Annotated in this window: 17 protein-coding genes and 1 pseudogene; 8 read left to right on the top strand and 10 right to left on the bottom strand. The window is 62.8% G+C overall.

Annotation, left to right across the window (positions count from 1 at the left end; translation table 11 throughout):
* Nucleotides 1-48 precede the first annotated feature (48 nt).
* Nucleotides 49-978, top strand: a complete 930-nt coding sequence (locus tag QMA15_RS11870) for a cation diffusion facilitator family transporter (protein WP_019749454.1) — start codon at nt 49-51, stop codon at nt 976-978.
* Here QMA15_RS11870 and QMA15_RS11865 read toward each other — a convergent pair.
* Nucleotides 968-1,432 carry a pyridoxamine 5'-phosphate oxidase family protein gene (locus tag QMA15_RS11865; RefSeq protein ID WP_031332328.1) on the bottom strand — a complete coding sequence of 155 codons (465 nt, stop codon included), beginning with the start codon at nt 1,430-1,432 and terminating at the stop codon, nt 968-970. The two genes, QMA15_RS11870 and QMA15_RS11865, sit on opposite strands and share 11 nt — an antisense overlap.
* Before the next feature lie 64 nt (nt 1,433-1,496).
* Between QMA15_RS11865 and QMA15_RS11860 the strand changes: the two genes are divergently transcribed.
* Nucleotides 1,497-2,447, top strand: coding sequence for a WYL domain-containing protein (locus QMA15_RS11860; protein WP_021334683.1), 951 nt, complete (start codon nt 1,497-1,499; stop codon nt 2,445-2,447).
* On the opposite strand, the gene QMA15_RS11855 is transcribed toward QMA15_RS11860, so the two are convergent.
* Nucleotides 2,448-3,389: a DUF808 domain-containing protein gene (locus QMA15_RS11855; protein ID WP_020968812.1), complete on the bottom strand. Its 942-nt coding sequence runs from the start codon at nt 3,387-3,389 to the stop codon at nt 2,448-2,450.
* Nucleotides 3,390-3,629: 240 nt separating this feature from the next.
* On the opposite strand from QMA15_RS11855, the gene QMA15_RS11850 reads away from it, so the two are divergent.
* The gene (locus tag QMA15_RS11850; protein ID WP_003944335.1) at nt 3,630-4,286 is read left to right on the top strand and encodes a methyltransferase domain-containing protein; all 657 of its coding nucleotides are present in this window, start codon (nt 3,630-3,632) and stop codon (nt 4,284-4,286) included.
* 28 nt (nt 4,287-4,314) lie between these two features.
* On the opposite strand, the pseudogene QMA15_RS11845 reads toward QMA15_RS11850, so the two are convergent.
* Nucleotides 4,315-5,483 (bottom strand): annotated as a pseudogene (locus QMA15_RS11845) (thiolase family protein).
* Nucleotides 5,480-6,895: an MFS transporter gene (locus QMA15_RS11840; protein ID WP_031332330.1), complete on the bottom strand. Its 1,416-nt coding sequence runs from the start codon at nt 6,893-6,895 to the stop codon at nt 5,480-5,482. Before QMA15_RS11840 ends, QMA15_RS11845 begins: the two are co-directional and overlap by 4 nt.
* A gap of 58 nt (nt 6,896-6,953) precedes the next feature.
* Here QMA15_RS11840 and QMA15_RS11835 point away from each other — a divergent pair, with 58 nt between their 5' ends.
* Both QMA15_RS11835 and QMA15_RS11830 read left to right on the top strand, forming a co-directional pair.
* Entirely contained in the window at nt 6,954-7,451 is a 498-nt protein-coding gene (locus QMA15_RS11835; protein WP_031332331.1) for a helix-turn-helix domain-containing protein, read from the top strand.
* A 92-nt stretch (nt 7,452-7,543) separates the two neighbouring features.
* Nucleotides 7,544-8,782 carry an HNH endonuclease signature motif containing protein gene (locus QMA15_RS11830; RefSeq protein ID WP_290284591.1) on the top strand — a complete coding sequence of 413 codons (1,239 nt, stop codon included), beginning with the start codon at nt 7,544-7,546 and terminating at the stop codon, nt 8,780-8,782.
* A gap of 97 nt (nt 8,783-8,879) precedes the next feature.
* Here QMA15_RS11830 and QMA15_RS11825 read toward each other — a convergent pair whose 3' ends face one another.
* The 3 genes from QMA15_RS11825 to QMA15_RS11815 form a co-directional block, all read right to left on the bottom strand.
* A complete protein-coding gene (locus QMA15_RS11825; RefSeq protein ID WP_021333947.1) occupies nt 8,880-9,368 on the bottom strand; it encodes a GNAT family N-acetyltransferase in 489 nt (162 codons plus the stop codon).
* 70 nt (nt 9,369-9,438) lie between these two features.
* A complete protein-coding gene (locus QMA15_RS11820; RefSeq protein ID WP_019749468.1) occupies nt 9,439-10,209 on the bottom strand; it encodes a site-2 protease family protein in 771 nt (256 codons plus the stop codon).
* Nucleotides 10,206-10,880 carry a hypothetical protein gene (locus tag QMA15_RS11815; RefSeq protein WP_019749469.1) on the bottom strand — a complete coding sequence of 225 codons (675 nt, stop codon included), beginning with the start codon at nt 10,878-10,880 and terminating at the stop codon, nt 10,206-10,208. Before QMA15_RS11815 ends, QMA15_RS11820 begins: the two co-directional genes overlap by 4 nt.
* A 283-nt stretch (nt 10,881-11,163) precedes the next feature.
* Here QMA15_RS11815 and QMA15_RS11810 point away from each other — a divergent pair, with 283 nt between their 5' ends.
* Nucleotides 11,164-12,453 carry an adenylosuccinate synthase gene (locus QMA15_RS11810; RefSeq protein ID WP_003944351.1) on the top strand — a complete coding sequence of 430 codons (1,290 nt, stop codon included), beginning with the start codon at nt 11,164-11,166 and terminating at the stop codon, nt 12,451-12,453.
* 51 nt (nt 12,454-12,504) lie between these two features.
* Here QMA15_RS11810 and QMA15_RS11805 read toward each other — a convergent pair whose 3' ends face one another.
* Both QMA15_RS11805 and QMA15_RS11800 read right to left on the bottom strand, forming a co-directional pair.
* Complete coding sequence (locus tag QMA15_RS11805; protein ID WP_021333948.1) at nt 12,505-12,975, bottom strand: 5'-3'-deoxyribonucleotidase; 471 nt, start codon at nt 12,973-12,975, stop codon at nt 12,505-12,507.
* A 45-nt stretch (nt 12,976-13,020) separates the two neighbouring features.
* Complete coding sequence (locus tag QMA15_RS11800) at nt 13,021-13,251, bottom strand: hypothetical protein (protein ID WP_021333949.1); 231 nt, start codon at nt 13,249-13,251, stop codon at nt 13,021-13,023.
* A gap of 61 nt (nt 13,252-13,312) precedes the next feature.
* Here QMA15_RS11800 and QMA15_RS11795 point away from each other — a divergent pair, with 61 nt between their 5' ends.
* Nucleotides 13,313-14,788 carry a PLP-dependent aminotransferase family protein gene (locus QMA15_RS11795; protein ID WP_290284590.1) on the top strand — a complete coding sequence of 492 codons (1,476 nt, stop codon included), beginning with the start codon at nt 13,313-13,315 and terminating at the stop codon, nt 14,786-14,788.
* A gap of 47 nt (nt 14,789-14,835) precedes the next feature.
* Complete coding sequence (locus QMA15_RS11790) at nt 14,836-15,939, top strand: class I SAM-dependent methyltransferase (RefSeq protein ID WP_020906655.1); 1,104 nt, start codon at nt 14,836-14,838, stop codon at nt 15,937-15,939.
* 59 nt (nt 15,940-15,998) lie between these two features.
* On the opposite strand, the gene QMA15_RS11785 is transcribed toward QMA15_RS11790, so the two are convergent.
* Nucleotides 15,999-17,099, bottom strand: a complete 1,101-nt coding sequence (locus QMA15_RS11785; protein ID WP_020968820.1) for a CaiB/BaiF CoA-transferase family protein — start codon at nt 17,097-17,099, stop codon at nt 15,999-16,001.
* Nucleotides 17,100-17,171: the final 72 nt, after the last annotated feature.

Below are 17,171 nucleotides of genomic sequence, written 5' to 3'. Positions count from 1 at the left end.
CGAATGTATGCATATGCTCTGAGAAGGACTTGGGAGGGAACAGGACAAATGGGAGCAGGGCACGGCCATTCACACGGCCACTCGGCAGCAGATTCGGTCGGAGTAGGGCCGTCACCGCAACGCATCAAGAAAATGGCGATCGCGCTTGCGATCCTCGTTGCATTTCTCGTACTCGAAGCCACGGTCGGCATTCTGATCAACTCGCTGGCGCTGCTTGCCGACGCCGGCCACATGCTCACCGACGTGGTGGGCATGGCCATGGGATTGACGGCTTTGCTGCTCGCGAAGAAGGGCAGCACCACCGCGGCCAGGACCTTCGGTTGGCACCGCGCCGAAGTGCTGACCGCCATGGCCAACGCCGTGATGCTGCTGGCCGTCGCCGCCTGGGTCTTCTACGAGGCAATCGGCCGCATCGGTAACGAACCCGAGATCCCGGGCGGCGCCCTGATCATCACTGCGGCCGCCGGTCTGGCCGCGAACATTGTCGTGATGCTGATGCTGCGCGGCGATTCCAAGGACAGCCTCGCGGTGCGGGGCGCCTACCTCGAAGTGCTTGCAGACGCCGTCGGTAGCGTGGGTGTTCTGATCGCCGGTGGCCTTGTCCTGCTGTTCAACTGGACGTGGGCGGACGTCGTCGTCGGTGTTCTCATCTCGCTCTGGGTGGTGCCGCGTGCGATCAAACTGGCCGCAGCATCGCTGCGCATTCTGACGCAGGCGTCGCCGGCCGACGTCGACGTCGAAGCGGTCGAGGCCGACCTGGCGGCGCTGCCGAGCGTGATGGGTGTTCACGACCTACACGTCTGGACGCTCACCACCGGCATGGATGTCGCGACGGTCCACCTGACCAGTGACGCGAATTCGTCGAACGTTCTGGAATCCGCGCGCACCGTCCTCGAGAGTCACGGTCTTTCCCACGCCACCGTTCAGGTGGAATCGTGCGCCAACGGCGAGCATTGCGAGAAGAACGTCACTTGGTGAAGCGGGTGATCTCCTTGCCCGGCTTCCAGAGATCGACGTACATGTGCTCGTCGTCGACCGTCGTGTGCACCACCTCATCGATGTCGAGCACAAAGAGGTGCAGGGGTTTCGGAACCTCGTAGGTGTAGCTTGCGAGCACGGCTTCGAACTCGTCGCCGGTCACCTCGCGTGCGATTCCGGCGATCTTCGCATCGCCGCCCTCCATGGTGTGCTCACCGGGATTGCTGTGTAGGGCGTAGCGCCCGTCACGGATGAGATCCTTCGCCTTGAGTGCGCCGAACATCGAACCGAGGACCAGACGCCCGTCGAGGATTTCGACTTCGGTGCCGCTGACCCGCGGTGAACCGTCCTTGCGCAGCGTTGCGAGGACGTGATGCTTGTGGGCTTTGAATCGTGCTTGGACCGCGTCGGCAAGAGCGGGTACTTCTTCGGAGAACTGCTTCCAAGTGATCATGACGGTCATTGTGCACCCCTATTCCTGACAACTTCTGTCAGTAATTCTCGGTAATGTTCGGTCCATGAGATCCGCGCGGTTGCTCCAACTCATGCTGCGTTTGCAGGGGAGTCGCGGCGTTATCGCCGATCAGTTGGCCGAAGAGTTCGGCGTTTCGGTGCGGACGATCTACCGCGACGTGGCCTCGTTGTCGGCTGCCGGCGTGCCGATCTGGACCGAGAGCGGCCCCGGTGGTGGCATCCGTCTGCTCGACGGTTGGCAGTCCAAGCTGTCCGGTATGACCGACGACGAGACGTCCGCACTCATGCTGTTGGGCGTGCCGTCCATCGCTGCAGATCTCGGGCGATCCGACGCCGTCGGTTCGGCGGGGGCCAAACTGCTCCGCTCCCTGCCCGGTCCCCTGCGCGAGAGTGCACGACTGTGGCAGGACCGAATCCTGGTAGACGTTCCGGGTTGGTTCGGCGGCGTCGACGACATCTCTGCGCTTCCGATCGTCACATCCGCTGTGCTGGACTCGCGCCGACTGCGCTTCGCCTATCGTGATCGCGAGCGGACGGTCGATCCGCTGGGTCTGGTCATCAAAGCCGGTGTTTGGTATCTGGTGGCGGGGATGAACGGTCGAACGCTGTCGTTTCGAGTCGGCCGCATCAAAAATGCCGTGGTAGAAGATGATTCGTTCACTCGGCCGGTGGATTTCGATCTGCCGTCGTGGTGGGCGGCGTCGATGGCCGAGTTCGACCGTTCGCTGCTTCGCTTCGAGTGTCGCGTGCGGTTGTCACCAGAGGGCAGGCGCCGGCTCCCCGATGTGGTGGGTGAGCTTGCCGCTGCCGTCGAAGTGGGGCCAGAGGACAACGACGGATGGGTGAGTGCCGAGCTGAAACTCGAGAGCGAAGCTGTCGCGCTCTCGCAGTTGATCGGTTTGGGAGCGGACGTCGAAGCGCTCGAGCCACGGTCGTTGCGTGAAGGACTGCGAGTTGTGGCGGAGCAGATGGTGCTCCGCCACAACTCGCAGTGACTAGGCCGTTGCAGAACGCTTTGCGAGCAGGCGGGTGATACCCAGTTGAGCTGCGACGATGATGGCGCCGACCACCAGACCCAGTGCCGCCGACGCAAGGGTGTTGACGATCCACGCCAGTACCCCGCCGACTCCGGCGATGTCACTGACTGCTTCTTCGCCGTGATGAACGGCGTCGTAGAGCGGGTGGAAGCCCAGTTCGTCGATGCCGACCAACAGGATGTGGCCACCGACCCACAGCATCGCGGCGGTACCCACCACCGAGAGCACTGACATCACGTGAGGCATGCCGCGAACGAGGCCTCGGCCGACCTTGTGGGTGAAGCCAGACGACGTCTCGGCGATCTTCAATCCGATGTCGTCCATCTTCACGATCAGTCCGACGACGCCGTAGACGACCACGGTGATGACGACCGCCACGACGGCAAGGATCACCAACCGGCTCCAGAAACCTTCGCCCGCGATGGTGTTGAGTGCGATCACCATGATCTCGGCCGACAGGATCAGGTCGGTGCGGACGGCGCCGGAAACCACTGCTTCTTCGTCGCGAGGATGCTCGTCAGCGGCCTCGTGGTGGTCACCGTGGCCGAAAATTGCACCCCAGATCTTGTGAACCGCTTCGTAGCTGAGGTAACAGCCGCCGACCATCAACAGTGGCGTCAGCAGCCAGGGGAGGAACTGACTCAGCAGCAGAGCGATCGGAAGAATGATCAGCAGCTTGTTGCGCAGCGACCCGATGGCGATGCGCTTGATGATGGGCAACTCGCGTTCGGCCGCGAGCCCACGGACGTACTGCGGCGTGACGGCTGCGTCGTCGATGACGACGCCTGCAGCTTTGGCGGTCGCCTTACCGGTTGCGGCGGCAACGTCGTCGATCGAGGCGGCAGCCATACGAGCCAGGGCTGCGACGTCGTCGAGCAGGGCGAAGAGTCCTCCGGCCATCACAGACCTCCAGTGGAATCAGTGGAAAAAGGTGGCCGGACCGATCCGGTGACGCAGTTACTTGATCGCACGAGGTCTCTATCCATGATGGTCGTTGGTGAGGTCAGGTCACCTGGAACGATACCGGGGTCATCCGTCAGGGACTGCGTCGCGCGGCCGGTCGCTCTTCGTCACGAAAGGTCTTCCCGACCCGGTGCTCGCGTGTAAGACTGCACAGAAGATCGATCGAAACGGGGCACTATGCGTGAACCAGACACTGCACAGGTCGCCAAGACTTTCGACGCAATGGCGGCGCACTACGACCGACAGATCGGGCGCTTCGAGCGCTTTGTGCTCGGTGACGCCCGGAAATGGGCTGTAGATCAGGCGCATGGGCGCGTGGTCGAAATTGCCGTGGGCACCGGGCTGAACCTGCCGCTCTACGGGGACGACGTCGACTACGTCATCGGCGTGGACATCTCGACTGCGATGCTCGATCAGGCCAGGGTCAAGGTCTCCGAGGGAGTGAAGACCGAAGTCGACCTACGACTCGGAGACGTGCAAGCACTCGATGTTCCTGACGAATGCGTGGACACATTGGTCTCCACCTACGCGTTCTGCACGATCCCCGATCCGGACCGAGTTGCCAGCGAAGCATTTCGAGTGCTGGTGCCTGGTGGTCGATTCGTGCTCGCTGAGCACGGGCCGAGCACCAACACGGTTGTACGGGCGCTGATGAAGGCCGTCGAACCGCTTTCTGTACGGTTCGGTGCCGATCACCTCACCCGCGAACCGGTCGGATACCTCGAAAACGCAGGCTTCCTGATCGACGAGGTGCAGCGCAGTGGACGGGGTGGAATCGTGTTCCGGGTCGTTGCGCGCAAGCCGGATCCCGAATGGACGGCACTCGGTCACTAGTGTCCGAGTGCCGTCCAGCGGTGACCGCTCAGCCCAAGCGCTCCAGGATGGTTGCGTTGGCCAGCCCACCTGCCTCACACATGGTTTGGAGTCCGTAGCGCGCGCCGCGCTGCTCCATCGCGTTGACCAGGGTGGTCATGATCCGCGTTCCGCTGCCACCTAGTGGTGGCCGAGCGCGATGGCGCCGCCGTGGACGTTCACCTTGGACAGGTCGACGCCGGTGTCCGCTGCCCACGAGAGGACGACGGGGGCAAACGCCTCGTTGACCTCGAACAGATCGATGTCCGAGACCGTCAACCCCGCACGGGCCAAGACCTTCTCGGTGGCCGGGATGACCCCCGTGAGCATGTACAGCGGATCGTCGCCGGCGACAGCGAAGCTGTGCAGTCGTGCCTTCGGGGTGAGGCCGAGTTTCGCGGCGATCTCACTGGTCGTGATCATCACCGCCGAACTGCCGTCCGAAAGCGGGCTGCTGTTGCCCGCGGTGATGGACCAGTCGATCTGTGGGAATCGCTGGGCGTAGTAGTCGGATTCGAAGGCGGTCCGTAGGCCGGCAAGGGTCCCGACCGTGGTGCCGGGGCGGACGGCCTCGTCGACCGACAGTTGCGGGAGCGTGGCGAGTTCCTTGGTGAAGTAACCACTCTCGGTTGCCAGCGCGGCTTTCCGATGACTCGACGCCGAGAATTCGTCGAGTTGGGTGCGGCTCAGTCCCCACTTGGCAGCGATCAATTCGGCGCTGATGCCCTGCGGTACCAGTCCGTCCGGGTAACGCTCTTCGAAACCTACACCGAGTGACTCGCGCCCGACGCTGCTCGAGCCCATCGGGACTCGGCTCATCGACTCGACTCCGGCAGCGACAACGATGTCGTACGCACCGGCAATAACGCCCTGAGCAGCAAAATGAACTGCTTGTTGGCTACTTCCACATTGTCGGTCGACGGTGGTTCCCGGTACCGACTCGGGGTAGCCGGCGGCGAGAAGGGCGGTGCGAGTGACATTTTGGCTCTGTTCACCGACTTGACTGACCGCGCCGCCGATGACGTCGTCGATCAGCGCGGCATCGATCCCGGTGCGCTCGACTACCGCTTTGAGGCTGTGGGCGAGGAGGTCGACGGCGTTGATGCCGTGCAGGGCGCCGTTCGCCTTTCCCTTGCCGATCGGAGTGCGAACGGCTTCGACGATAACTGCGTCTCTCATGACAAATTCCTTTCAGGGATGGCGGATTCAGCAGGGACAACTGGGGTGGGTGTGGTCGAAGGCGTCATTCCCAGCGATGCCAGGGCAGACACAAGCGCGACGGCAAAGATCACCCACCAGGCCTGGCGGAAGGTGTCGGGGTCGACGGAGGAGCCGAGAACCGCGATCAGAACACTCACGCCGAGAACGGTTCCGATCTGTCGGCTCATGCTGACGATTGCGCTACCGGTGGCCGATCTGGCAGGTGCAAGATCCGCCGTGGCCTGCGACAGAATGGTCGGCAGGGCAAGGCCGACACCGATCCCGGCGATGATCCAGCCCGGCAGGAGTCCGGTCGCGTAGTTGGGCGTCGAATCAACCGAGACGAGGACCAATACCGTTCCGACGGCCCACAGAAGGCTGCCGAGTGCGGCGACGCGTCCCGCCGAGTACTTGCGCGAAAGCGATCCACCGGCGATCGCGAACAGCGGAACCAGAAGCGGACCCGGCGAGACGGCGAAGCCGGTGCGCAATGCCGAGTATCCCCAAACTTCTTGCAGCCAGAGGATGTTCGAGAGCAGTCCGGCAGCAAATGCCGCGCTGAACAGGATGGCGGTGACGTTGGACCAGGCAAAGGAGCGGATCTTCAGAAGGTCGGGAGCAATCAACGGAGTGCGATGGCGAGAGTTGCTCCACCAGAACGAAAGTAGCGTCGCGACGGCGACGGCGAAGGCGATCAGAACGCGGTTGTCGGTCCATCCCCAATCAGGTCCCTGGACGAGTGCCAGCGCGAGAGAGCCGATTCCGACGGTGAGGAGGGCGGCGCCGACGAAGTCGATCCCGGCATCGGAGTCCTTGTGTGTTGTATCCGGGACGAGTCGGATTGCGAAGTAGAGCAATACGATCCCGACTGGCACATTGATCAGGAAGACCCAGCGCCACGACGCCTCGACGAGAATGCCGCCTACGACGGGGCCGAATGCCGCAGCGGCCGCGCCGGCTGCCGCCCAGATGCGTACGCCGGATTGACGTTTCGCAGCCGGGAGTGCACTGATCAGGAGGCCGAGGCTGGCCGGGGTGAGCGCTGCGGCGCCGACTGCCTGAACGATGCGGAATGCCACCAGTGCCCACAATGACGGACTGAAAGCGCAGGCGGCGCTGGCGACGGTGAACAGTGCGAGGCCGGCGATGAAGGCGCGCTTGTGCCCGATCCGGTCCGCCCAGCGTCCGAGGGGGATCAAAAGCGCGGCGTAGACGATCGCGTAGCTGTTGAGGATCCAACTGAACTCGCCTAGTGAGTGGCCCGGGTAGCTCTTGGCGATGTCGCCGAAGGCCACGTTGACCACAAAAAGATCGAGGCTGGCGACAAACGGCGCTCCCGACAGAATTGCGAGGAGCGGCCCAGTCCGCACTGGCTGGCTATGAAGTTCCATAGTCAGCAATCTAGACTCTGGCTATGGTTATGGCAAGCCAGGGGGTATGGTGAATTGCATGGACGCTGTACGACTGACCGGAGTGCTCGAAGATCGCGACGCCTGGCGGGCCACGCACTGTTCGATCGGGCGGGCGATGGAAGTGGTCGGCACCCGGTCCGCGATGCTCATTCTGCGAGAGGCCTATTACGGCACAACGCGTTTCGACGACTTCGCGTCGCGAGTCGGCATCACCGAGGCGGTTGCGTCGGCAAGGCTGAAAGAACTCACTGAGGCGGGACTGTTCGAGCGTGTGCCGTACAAGGAGCCTGGAAAGCGGACGCGGCACGAGTACGTGCTCACCGAGAAGGGCCGTGACCTGCTGCCGGCGGTTCTTGCGCTGATGCAGTGGGGAGACAAGTATCTGCACGGCGGAAAAGGCGGACCGTTGGAGGTGGCGGAGGACGCCACTGGCGAGCGTGTTCGCGTCGAGGTGCGCAGTGAGTCGGGTCGTGAAGTGCCTTTGGGGGAGTTGCGAGTCTCTGTCAACGAATCGCGTCGGCGGTTGCGCGAATAGCAATGCATCTCAACAGCTCTCGAGTGTAGGTCTTCTTGAAGTTGTCCGTTATGTCCCTGGTTATCGAAAGTATGTTCGATTAAACTTTGAGCATGGACAGTCGGGAAGCATGGCAGCTGGATGGTGAGGACCTCCAGAGTGAGGTTCTGGATCTGGTGCGTGTCCGGCACGAGTTGCAGTCGCGGATGGTGTTGCTGATCGTGGAGATGTTTTCCCGGGAGGTTCTCGGTGGGAAGGGTTTTCGGGCGATCGCGCAGTGGTTGCATGGTTCGACGAATTTGGAGATCGGTGAGTGCAGTCTGCTGGTCGGGTTGGCGCGGTTGTTGATGCTCGAACCTGTTGTGGGCGATGCGTTTCATCGTGGTGATGTGGATGCGTTGAAAGCGCGTCAGGTGGCGTCGTTTTGTCAGCATCCGCCGAAGAACATGACGCCGGCGGATGTGGAGAAGGCTCGCGGGATTCTGTTGGGGTTGGCGTCGAAGAACATCGCGGATTGTGATGCGGTGCGGGCGGCGATCCGGCGGATCGAGAAGCAGTACGGCAAGCGTGAGGACGGTGTTCCGGTCGGCGAGGATTCGGAGCGTAACGAGTTCTACGCCTCGAAAGGCTTGTACGGGCGTGTGTCTGTGAAGGGTGACTTGGATGCTGTGAACGGGGCGCGTCTGATCACGTTGTTGTCGAGTTTGTCGGCGCCGACGCCGGAGAAGGATGGCGTGAAGGACACGCGTACTCCGGCATTACGGCGGGCGGGCGGGTTTTGCGAACTGTTGCGCCGGTACGAGCGAGCGGGGTTAGGTCCGATCGGGGGCGGCGTGAAACCACACATCACGGTCACCGCGTCCGCGAAAGACATGACGGACCTTAAAGTTCTGAAAGACCTGTTGCCGTCCACCGAGGAGCTGGGATTTGCGTGGGCGGATTGGGTGGGCCCGATCAGTATCGACACTGCCCGGATGTTGGCGTGCGACTGCACCGTGACGCGGATCTTGTTGGACGAGAATGGTGTTCCGCTCGACTGCGGCAAGGAAGCCAGAACAGCGACGGTGCCGCAGCGGCGGGCGTTGGCAGTTCGTGATGGTGGGTGCGCGTTTCCGGGGTGCGGGACACCGTCGGGGTGGTGCGATGCTCACCATATTGTTCATTGGAATGATGGTGGCCCAACAGATCTCGACAATCTGATCTTGTTGTGCGGTCACCACCATCGGACGCTGCATCATACGGAGTGGCGGGTGGAGATCGGCCCGGATCGGAAGTCGGTGTTTTATCCGCCGATGTCGATCGATCCGTATCAGCAGCCGATCGGCGGGAACAGTCCACCGACAGCAGCCTGAAGTGAAACAACTCGAGACGCGAGCACCGGGGCACAACCATGCCCCGGTGCTCGAGCCCGCGTTTGGGAGTCTGGGTGGTTGGCTGGGTGGCTGTGTGTCAGCTCAGCGACTTCTTGAACCCGACGTGGGAGGCGACAAATCCGAGTCGCTCGTAGAAGTCGTGGGCTTCCTTGCGAGTTTGATCCGAGGTGAGCTGCGCCAGGAACGCGCCGCGCCGGGCACCTTCTTCGCAGGCCCAACGGATCATCGAACTGCCGATGCCCTTGCTCCGGTAATCCTCGTGGACGCGAACAGCTTCGATCTGCAGTCGTGTCGCCCCCATTCGGCTCATACCCGGAATGAAGGTCAATTGCATGGTGCCGACTACCGCGTCACCGACCAGAACGGTGACGAGGAGTTGCGCCGGATCCTCGTCGATTCGCTTGAATGCGTCCTCGTAGATCGTTCGGGCCTCGGGGTTGGTCGTCTCCCGGGTGCTCCCGATCGGGTCGTCGGCGAGCAAGTCGATCAGTGCTTCCACGTGTCGAATCTCGGCCCGCGTGAGGGTGTACTCCACTCCGCCGGACTGAAATGACGTCGCAATCATCGATGCTCTCCTGAAGAAGAATGAATGTCTGAAATGTCAGACTCTCACGAGTCTCCTCCAGTGCACTCGATCACGTCCAAAAACGCATGAGGGCGTTACCGAGCATGGCGTAGTAGTCGGACACACCGCTCAGTTCGAAGATCCAGTAGATCGCATCGAAGAAGACGACATTGATCTGCGGGACAAACAGGAGCGCAACCAGCAAGAGCAGTCCGTACGGCTTGAACTGGTCGAGCTGGTGTCGTGTGTTGGGCGCGAGGTAGGGCTCCAGCGCGTTGTAACCGTCCAGACCGGGGACTGGAAGTAGGTTCAAAACTGTTGCCATGACCTGCAAGAAGGCCAGGAAACTGAGGCCGGCCCAGAACGTCAGATGCTCGGCCGATGAGCCGTACGTACGTATGACGACGAGGAGGATCACCGCGGCGACGGCGTTCGTGAACGGACCGGCGAGCGATATTCGCGCCTGCACCTTGGGCGGGAACATCCCGGTGCGCAGGTACACGGCGCCGCCGGGAAGCCCGATGCCGCCCAATGCGATGAACAGCACCGGCAGACCGATCGAGAGCATCGGATGGCTGTACTTGAGCGGGTTGAGCGTCAGATAACCACGAGCCTCGACGTCGGTGTCTCCGTGACGCCACGCCAGATATGCATGGGCGAACTCGTGCAAGCACAGCGTGACCACCCAGCCTGCGACCACGAGGACAAAAACACCCGCACGGCCCGCGATGGAACCCCACGTCGAGTTCCAGGCGACAACTCCGGCGATGACGGTGATCGCAACTACGCCCAGGAAGACAGGGCTCGGACGAACCGCCGACCGTGCTGCTCCGGTTCTCACCTGACCAACAACCAAGTCTTGTCGTGCCGGTAGAAGGTCGAACGCTTGAGATCGCGTGGGTTGGCCACGCCGTCGCGAACCAGACGCGCTGCCGGCGAGCCCAGCTGAATGGCTCGGCCTTCCAGCCAGCGTCGCCCGCTCCAGCGGCTCTTGCGGTCGACCGATGCCTTGATCCCGGGGAGCTTGGGGCTCGGCACAATCCGGATACCGGGGACTGTGCCGGAGAACAGCTTGTTGTCGTCGACGTACGCCTCGCCGATCAATTCGGCGGCATCGGCCGGACCCGTGACAGTTGCCGCACCGACCAGCGCGATTCCGGCGTCGTCGCGAATGAGCGGCACGGTGTGGACTGTGCCTTTCAACGCCGTGCGCGCAGCCCGGGCACCGGTTGCGAGTTTGTACGCGTCGGTTGCGTCGGACCTGTTCTCGGTGACGTAGGCGAGTTCGACGTTGAGTCGCTCCAGTCGCATCAACCGTGTCAATGCCGCGGCAAACGCGCCGTCGTTACCCACGACGATCAAGCGAGGCTCCGTGACGACCTGCAGTTGGGACAGGGCCTCGTCGAAGTCCTGCTTCTCCGGAAGTTCAGGGACAGTGAACGACGTGAGTTCACCCAGGGGGAGTGGAACCGGCGAATCGCCACATTTGAGCACCACAGGGGTCAAAGCCACTCCTAGCTCGATCAAGACTTCTTCTCGGGTAGTGGGACCTCGCCACCCTTCCCCGAAATGGCCGTCCGAATCACTGCCGACGATCTTAGTGCGAGTCTCTGTGTCGACTCGCAATCGTGATGGTCACCGGCCAAATTCTGGACCGTCAGGTCTGGTCTGGTGCTCTGGGCTAGACTGCTCCTTCGGTCACTGCAACAGTTCGGCGCTGCATCATGTGCGCGGAAGCCAGGCAGTACCAATGCGGCGGGACAACTGCTGCACGTCGACCGTAGGAGACAACGTCATGCCGGCAATCGTCCTGATCGGCGCCCAGTGGGGCGACGAAGGTAAGGGCAAAGCTACAGATCTACTGGGCGAGCAGCTTCAGTGGGTCGTGCGATACCAGGGCGGTAACAACGCCGGACACACCGTGGTTCTGCCGAACGGTGACAAGTTCGCACTGCACCTCATCCCGTCCGGAATCCTCACCCCCGCCGTCAACAACGTCATCGGTAACGGTGTCGTCGTCGACCCGGGTGTGTTGCTGACTGAATTGGCAGGCTTGGAAGAGCGCGGTGTGGACACGTCCCGCCTGCTGCTTTCTGCTGATGCGCACCTGATCATGCCGTACCACGTGGCCATCGACAAGGTCACCGAACGCTTCCTGGGAGCGAAGAAGATCGGCACGACCGGCCGCGGTATCGGCCCGTGCTACCAGGACAAGATCGCCCGTGTCGGTGTCCGTGCTGCGGACGTCCTGGACGAGAAGATCCTGACCCAGAAGGTCGAAGCAGCACTCGAATTCAAGAACCAGGTGCTGGTCAAGATCTACAACCGCAAGGCACTCGACCCGCAGCAGGTCGTCGAAGAGGTACTGACGCAGGCCGAGGGTTTCAAGCACCGCATCTCGGACACGCGCCTGGAGCTCAACCTCGCCCTCGAGCGCGGCGAGACCGTCTTGCTCGAAGGTTCGCAGGGCACTCTGCTGGACGTCGACCACGGCACGTACCCGTACGTGACCTCGTCCAACCCCACCTCAGGTGGTGCGGCGGTCGGTTCGGGCATCGGTCCCACCAAGATCACCACGGTGCTCGGAATCCTTAAGGCGTACACGACGCGTGTCGGTTCCGGTCCGTTCCCGACGGAGCTGTTCGACGATCACGGCGCATACCTGGCGAAGCAGGGCGGCGAGGTCGGTGTCACCACAGGACGCGCTCGTCGTACGGGATGGTTCGACGCTGTCATCGCGCGTTACGCGACGCGCGTCAACGGCATCACCGACTACTTCCTCACCAAGCTGGACGTGTTGAGCAGCCTCGACACCGTGCCGATCTGTGTCGCGTACGAGGTGGACGGTGTCCGCCATGACGAAATGCCGATGTCGCAGAGCGACATTCACCACGCCAAGCCCATCTACGAAGAGATGCCTGGCTGGTGGGAAGACATCTCGGAGGCTCGCACCTTCGAGGAACTGCCGCAGAATGCGCAGAACTACGTGCTTCGGCTCGAAGAGCTTTCGGGTGCGTTCATCTCCTGCATCGGTGTCGGTCCCGGCCGCGACGAGACGATCGTCCGGCGCGAGATCGTCCGCTAGTTCGTTCCCTCGAAATCCCCGCTCCTGCAAGCAGGAGCGGGGATTCGTGTTTCAAGCCAGCTTCGACAAGTGTGCGGTGACGGTCTTCCAGTCGGGAAACTCGGTGCTGCCGAACTTGATCCACTCGCCCTCGAATCGATCTGTGCCGTTTGCTCCGCGGTCGTCGACGAGGTACTCGCCTCGATTGAGGTGCTTGTGGTGCGAGAGGATCAGACGTTTGTACGCGACGCTGCCCTCCTCCATGCCGAGGTGCTCTTGGACCCACAGAACCTTGTCGTGCCAGGCTGTGGCGTTCTTCCACGGCGCTGTCGAGAGGATGTAGGTGTCGAACTGCTGCGCCAGTTGGTGGTAGGCGTCGATAGCACCGTCGAGAGGATCCATGCGAGAGAAGATGTGTGGCGCTTCGTCGAGCTCGTTCTTGTACTTCTCCCGGACGCCGTCGGTCAGGCGATCGATGCCCGATTGGAAGTTGACCAAGGTGTTGTCGAGATCGATGTAGAGGATCTTTTTGGAAGCCGGCATGCAATCCCTCTCTGGAGACTTTCTGAGTGCGAAAAGAGTCCAGTTTTACGCAACTGGACTGAGATCAGTGAATTCTTCCCCCTGATCACAATCGCACGGAGGTCTGACAGAGTCGATCTCGCGGCCTGAAGTCTTGTCGTGGAAGATGCCGCCGAGGGGTGCTGCCAGGCGAAACTGCTCCAAACGAATGTATGTACCTTCACCTTCAGCGGGCGCGAAGAAGTAGACGAGCGCCACGAAGAGTCCGATGCCGATCAGGGTTGCGAAGGTAGTCATGGACATATGATCAACTCGACTGGTATTGAGTTACATAGCCAAGTTGTCGATACTGGACTGCATGATGACTCGAGTTCTCGGTGCCCGTTCGCTTGCGCGCGATCTGGGGTCCTGGCAGGAAGAGTCCGGACGCAGGCCCGCGTACCGTGCGCTTGCCGACGGTATCCGCCTGCTCGTGCACGACGGTCGCGTTCCGCTGGGGGTCGCACTGCCGAGTGAGCGTGAACTCGCGGCGGTGCTCGAACTCAGTCGGACCACGATCACGTCGTCGTACTCGGTGCTGCGAGACGAGGGGTATCTGATCAGCCGGCAGGGCTCGCGAAGCACCGTGGCTTTGCCCGCCGGCGCGCGGCCGAACGGGTTGATGTTCCGCTCCCACCAACCGGGGCCGAGTGGGCCCGTCGTCGACCTCAGTTACGCGGCGATGGCAGCTCCCGCCGCTCAGGTCGAACTGGCGTATGCGTCTGCGCTGCAGGAACTTCCGAACTTCCTGCCCACGCACGGGATGGAACCGGTCGGGATCGCCGACTTGCGTGACGTGATCGCGCAGCGCTACACTGCGCGGGGTCTTCCCACCACCGCCGAACAGATCATGGTGACCTCGGGTGCGCAGCACGCGCTTCGATTGTTGCTGTCGGTGCTCACCTCACCCGGCGAGCGAGTGCTGGTCGATCATCCGACGTACCCCAATGCGCTGGAAGCGATTCGGCGAAACGGCGCTCGGCCCGTACCGGTTCCGGTCCGACCGGAGTTCGCGGCGGCCGGAGCCTGGGATCGCGACGGGATTCGAAGTGCAGCAAGGCAAACCGCTGCCAGAATGGCGTACCTGATTCCCGACTTTCACAACCCGACCGGCCTCTGCATGGACTCTTCCGGCCGCGCAGAGCTTGCGAAGATTGCGCACGAAACGCGAATGACTCTGGTCGTCGACGAGACGATGGTGGACCTGTGGCTCGACGCACCGCCGCCGGCGCCGGTCGCCTCACATGGGCGAGGCGCGGCGAAAACCGAAGTGGTGACCCTCGGTTCGACGGCGAAGTCGCTGTGGGGCGGGCTACGTGTCGGTTGGATTCGCGCCGATGCCGCGCTCATCACCCAGTTGGTGGGGGCGCGCGCCGCGGTCGACCTCGGTACTCCCGTCATGGATCAGTTGGCAGCCGCTTACTTGCTCGCCGACGACCGCTCGTTGCTCGAACAGCGTCGCGAAGTGCTGCGAGAACAGCGTGCGGTACTCCTCGGTGCAGTGGCAGAGCATCTGCCCGACTGGCGTCCCACCATCGGCTCCGGTGGAATGTCGGTCTGGATGCGAATGTCCGCACCAGTCTCGACGGCGTTGGCGGCGGTGGCACCCAACTTCGGTGTACTCCTTGCCGCCGGCCCCCGTTTCGGCGTTGAAGGTGCGTTCGAACGATTCATCCGCGTGCCGTACGCACGTTCTCCCGAGGACCTCATTCGCGGCGTCGCGTCCATCGCCGCTGCGTACGACACCCTCGCGACGGATCGCGACACGGCAGACCAACGAATGGTCGTCGTCTGAGAACTGGGTACACACCCTGAAAGTGGTGTGAAACCAGGAGGTAGGGCATGACGGCGGTAGACGGTACAGGCGCAGCGGGAACAAGTGCGGCGGACGCGCTCGCAGAACGATTGTTCGCGGCCACGCTCGGGGCGTCGGAGCTGCAGGCTGTGTATCTGGGCGACCGGTTGGGCTGGTACCGCGCGCTGAGCGATCACGGCCCGCTCACGTCGACGGAGCTGGCGGACCGGACCGGGACCGTCGAAAGGTATGCGCGGGAGTGGCTCGAGCAGCAGGCCGTCGCCGGTTATGTGGAGGTCAATTCGGATGCCGATCGCCGGTACAGCCTGCCGCAGGCCCACGCCGATGTTCTGGTCGACGACGAGAACCTGCTTTTCCTGGCGCCGTTGGCGAGGCTGTTCGTCGCGACGACGTCGTCGATGCCGCGTCTACTCGACGCTTATCGTCACGGCGGGGGAGTCACGTGGGAATCGATGGGCCCCGATGCTCGCGAGGGCCAGGCGCTGCTGAACCGGCCGATGTATCTCCAGCAGCTCTGTCAGCAGTTCCTGCCGGTAGTCACCGACCTGCACGCCATACTTGTCGGCGGCGGGCAGGTCGCTGATCTCGGGATGGGGGAGGGCTGGTCGTCGATCGCGCTCGCCCTCGGATACCCGAAGATCGAAGTGCACGGCTTCGACGTCGACGCGGCATCGGTGAACGCTGCCCGTCGTAACGCCCACGATCGTGGGGTGGACGACCGAGTACATTTCTCGTTGGTCGACGTCGCCGGACAGGCTCCTGAGGCCGGGCGAGTCGATGCCGGGACCTACGATGCCGTGTTCGCTTTCGAATGCCTTCACGACGTTCCGGATCCGGTGGGATTTCTGTCCACGGCTCGGGCGATTGCCCAGCCGGGCGCTCCGGTGATCGTCATGGACGAACGAACGGCAGATGTGTTCGATCCCGAGGCGGGTCCGATCGAGCAATTGCTGTACGGATTTTCGCTGACCTGCTGCTTACCGGACAGCCTGTCGCATCCGGGGAGCGTTGCCACCGGGACGGTGATGAGGCACTCGACACTCGAAAGCTATGCCAAGGCGGCCGGTTTCGAGCGGGTTGACGTGCTCCCGATCGAGCACGAGATGTTCAGGTTCTACAGGTTGGGCTGACGCCCCGTGCGTGGTTAGAGAGTCCTGAGGCTCCTTAACCGCGCACGGGGCCGAAGGCCCTAGGTCCAGACCGTGTCGATATCCGTCGCCTCACGCGCCGGCGCAGCGGGCGTCGCGGTGGGCGTGCGCGAGAAGCGCGGTGCGGGAGCATGCTGAGTGACGCCGTCGAGTTCGATGAGTGAACCGCGGGCTGCGATGTGTTCGTTGGACGGAGCCTCGGCGAAAGTCAGGACAGGGGAGACACAGGCGTCGGTGCCGAGGAAGATCTTGGCCCACTCGTCGCGAGTCTTGGACAAGAACTTTTCGGTGAAGAGCGTCTTCATGTCGTCCCACTTGGACGTGTCCATCTGGTGAGGGAGCGTCGCGGGATCGAGTTCGAGGCCCTCGAGCAACAATGCGTAGAACTGCGGTTCGATGGATCCGACGGCCATGTACTTGCCGTCGGAGGTCTCGTAGGTGTCGTAGAACGGAGCGCCGGTGTCGAGGAGGTTGACGCCGCGCTCGTCGGACCAGACGCCGCGACCGCGGAATGCCCACATCATGTGCGAGAGCGCGAGGGTTCCGTCGACCATCGCCGCGTCGACGACCTGGCCCTTACCGGACGTCGAGCGCTCGACGAGAGCCGACAGAATGCCGAAGATCAGGAACATGGAACCGCCGCCGAAATCGCCGACCATGTTGAGCGGCGGGACGGGGCGTTCACCCTTGCGTCCGATGGCGTTGAGGACACCGGTCAGTGAGATGTAGTTGATGTCGTGACCGGCGGCGTTGGCGAGCGGTCCTTCCTGTCCCCAGCCCGTCATACGGGCGTAAACGAGGCGCGGATTGCGCTCCGACACCACGTCGGGTCCGAGTCCCATGCGTTCCATGACGCCGGGGCGGAAGCCCTCGATGAGGACGTCGGCGCGGCCCAGGAGATCGAGAACCTTGGCGACGTCGGCCGGATCCTTCAGGTTGGCCTCGACGATGCGGCGGCCGCGCTTGATCTGGTCGGTTGCGTTCGAGTCCTGCGGAATCTGCCCTGCGCGCTGCACGATGACGATGTCGGCGCCCATGTCCGCCAAAAGCGTCGCGGCGTGCGGGCCCGGTCCCAATCCAGCGAATTCCACGATCCGAATGCCCGCGAGCGGGCCCTTCTTCTCCACAGCTTCTGCAGACACACGCACTCCCAATTCAGACGGTGACAACACTCCTGACTCGACGGTAACGTGTCGAATCGGTCAGGTGTGCTC

Source organism: Rhodococcus sp. APC 3903 (genome assembly GCF_030407755.1).
Taxonomy (GTDB): domain Bacteria; phylum Actinomycetota; class Actinomycetes; order Mycobacteriales; family Mycobacteriaceae; genus Rhodococcus_F; species Rhodococcus_F erythropolis.
This window is presented reverse-complemented; position numbering and strand designations above follow the sequence as displayed.

Coding starts and splice junctions, on each gene's coding strand:
- QMA15_RS11870 (WP_019749454.1), top strand. CDS start 49: ATGGGAGCAGGGCACGGCCATTCACACGGCCACTCGGCAGCAGATTCG.
- QMA15_RS11865 (WP_031332328.1), bottom strand. CDS start 1,432: ATGATCACTTGGAAGCAGTTCTCCGAAGAAGTACCCGCTCTTGCCGAC.
- QMA15_RS11860 (WP_021334683.1), top strand. CDS start 1,497: ATGAGATCCGCGCGGTTGCTCCAACTCATGCTGCGTTTGCAGGGGAGT.
- QMA15_RS11855 (WP_020968812.1), bottom strand. CDS start 3,389: ATGGCCGGAGGACTCTTCGCCCTGCTCGACGACGTCGCAGCCCTGGCT.
- QMA15_RS11850 (WP_003944335.1), top strand. CDS start 3,630: ATGCGTGAACCAGACACTGCACAGGTCGCCAAGACTTTCGACGCAATG.
- QMA15_RS11840 (WP_031332330.1), bottom strand. CDS start 6,895: ATGGAACTTCATAGCCAGCCAGTGCGGACTGGGCCGCTCCTCGCAATT.
- QMA15_RS11835 (WP_031332331.1), top strand. CDS start 6,954: ATGGACGCTGTACGACTGACCGGAGTGCTCGAAGATCGCGACGCCTGG.
- QMA15_RS11830 (WP_290284591.1), top strand. CDS start 7,544: ATGGACAGTCGGGAAGCATGGCAGCTGGATGGTGAGGACCTCCAGAGT.
- QMA15_RS11825 (WP_021333947.1), bottom strand. CDS start 9,368: ATGATTGCGACGTCATTTCAGTCCGGCGGAGTGGAGTACACCCTCACG.
- QMA15_RS11810 (WP_003944351.1), top strand. CDS start 11,164: ATGCCGGCAATCGTCCTGATCGGCGCCCAGTGGGGCGACGAAGGTAAG.
- QMA15_RS11805 (WP_021333948.1), bottom strand. CDS start 12,975: ATGCCGGCTTCCAAAAAGATCCTCTACATCGATCTCGACAACACCTTG.
- QMA15_RS11800 (WP_021333949.1), bottom strand. CDS start 13,251: ATGACTACCTTCGCAACCCTGATCGGCATCGGACTCTTCGTGGCGCTC.
- QMA15_RS11795 (WP_290284590.1), top strand. CDS start 13,313: ATGATGACTCGAGTTCTCGGTGCCCGTTCGCTTGCGCGCGATCTGGGG.
- QMA15_RS11790 (WP_020906655.1), top strand. CDS start 14,836: ATGACGGCGGTAGACGGTACAGGCGCAGCGGGAACAAGTGCGGCGGAC.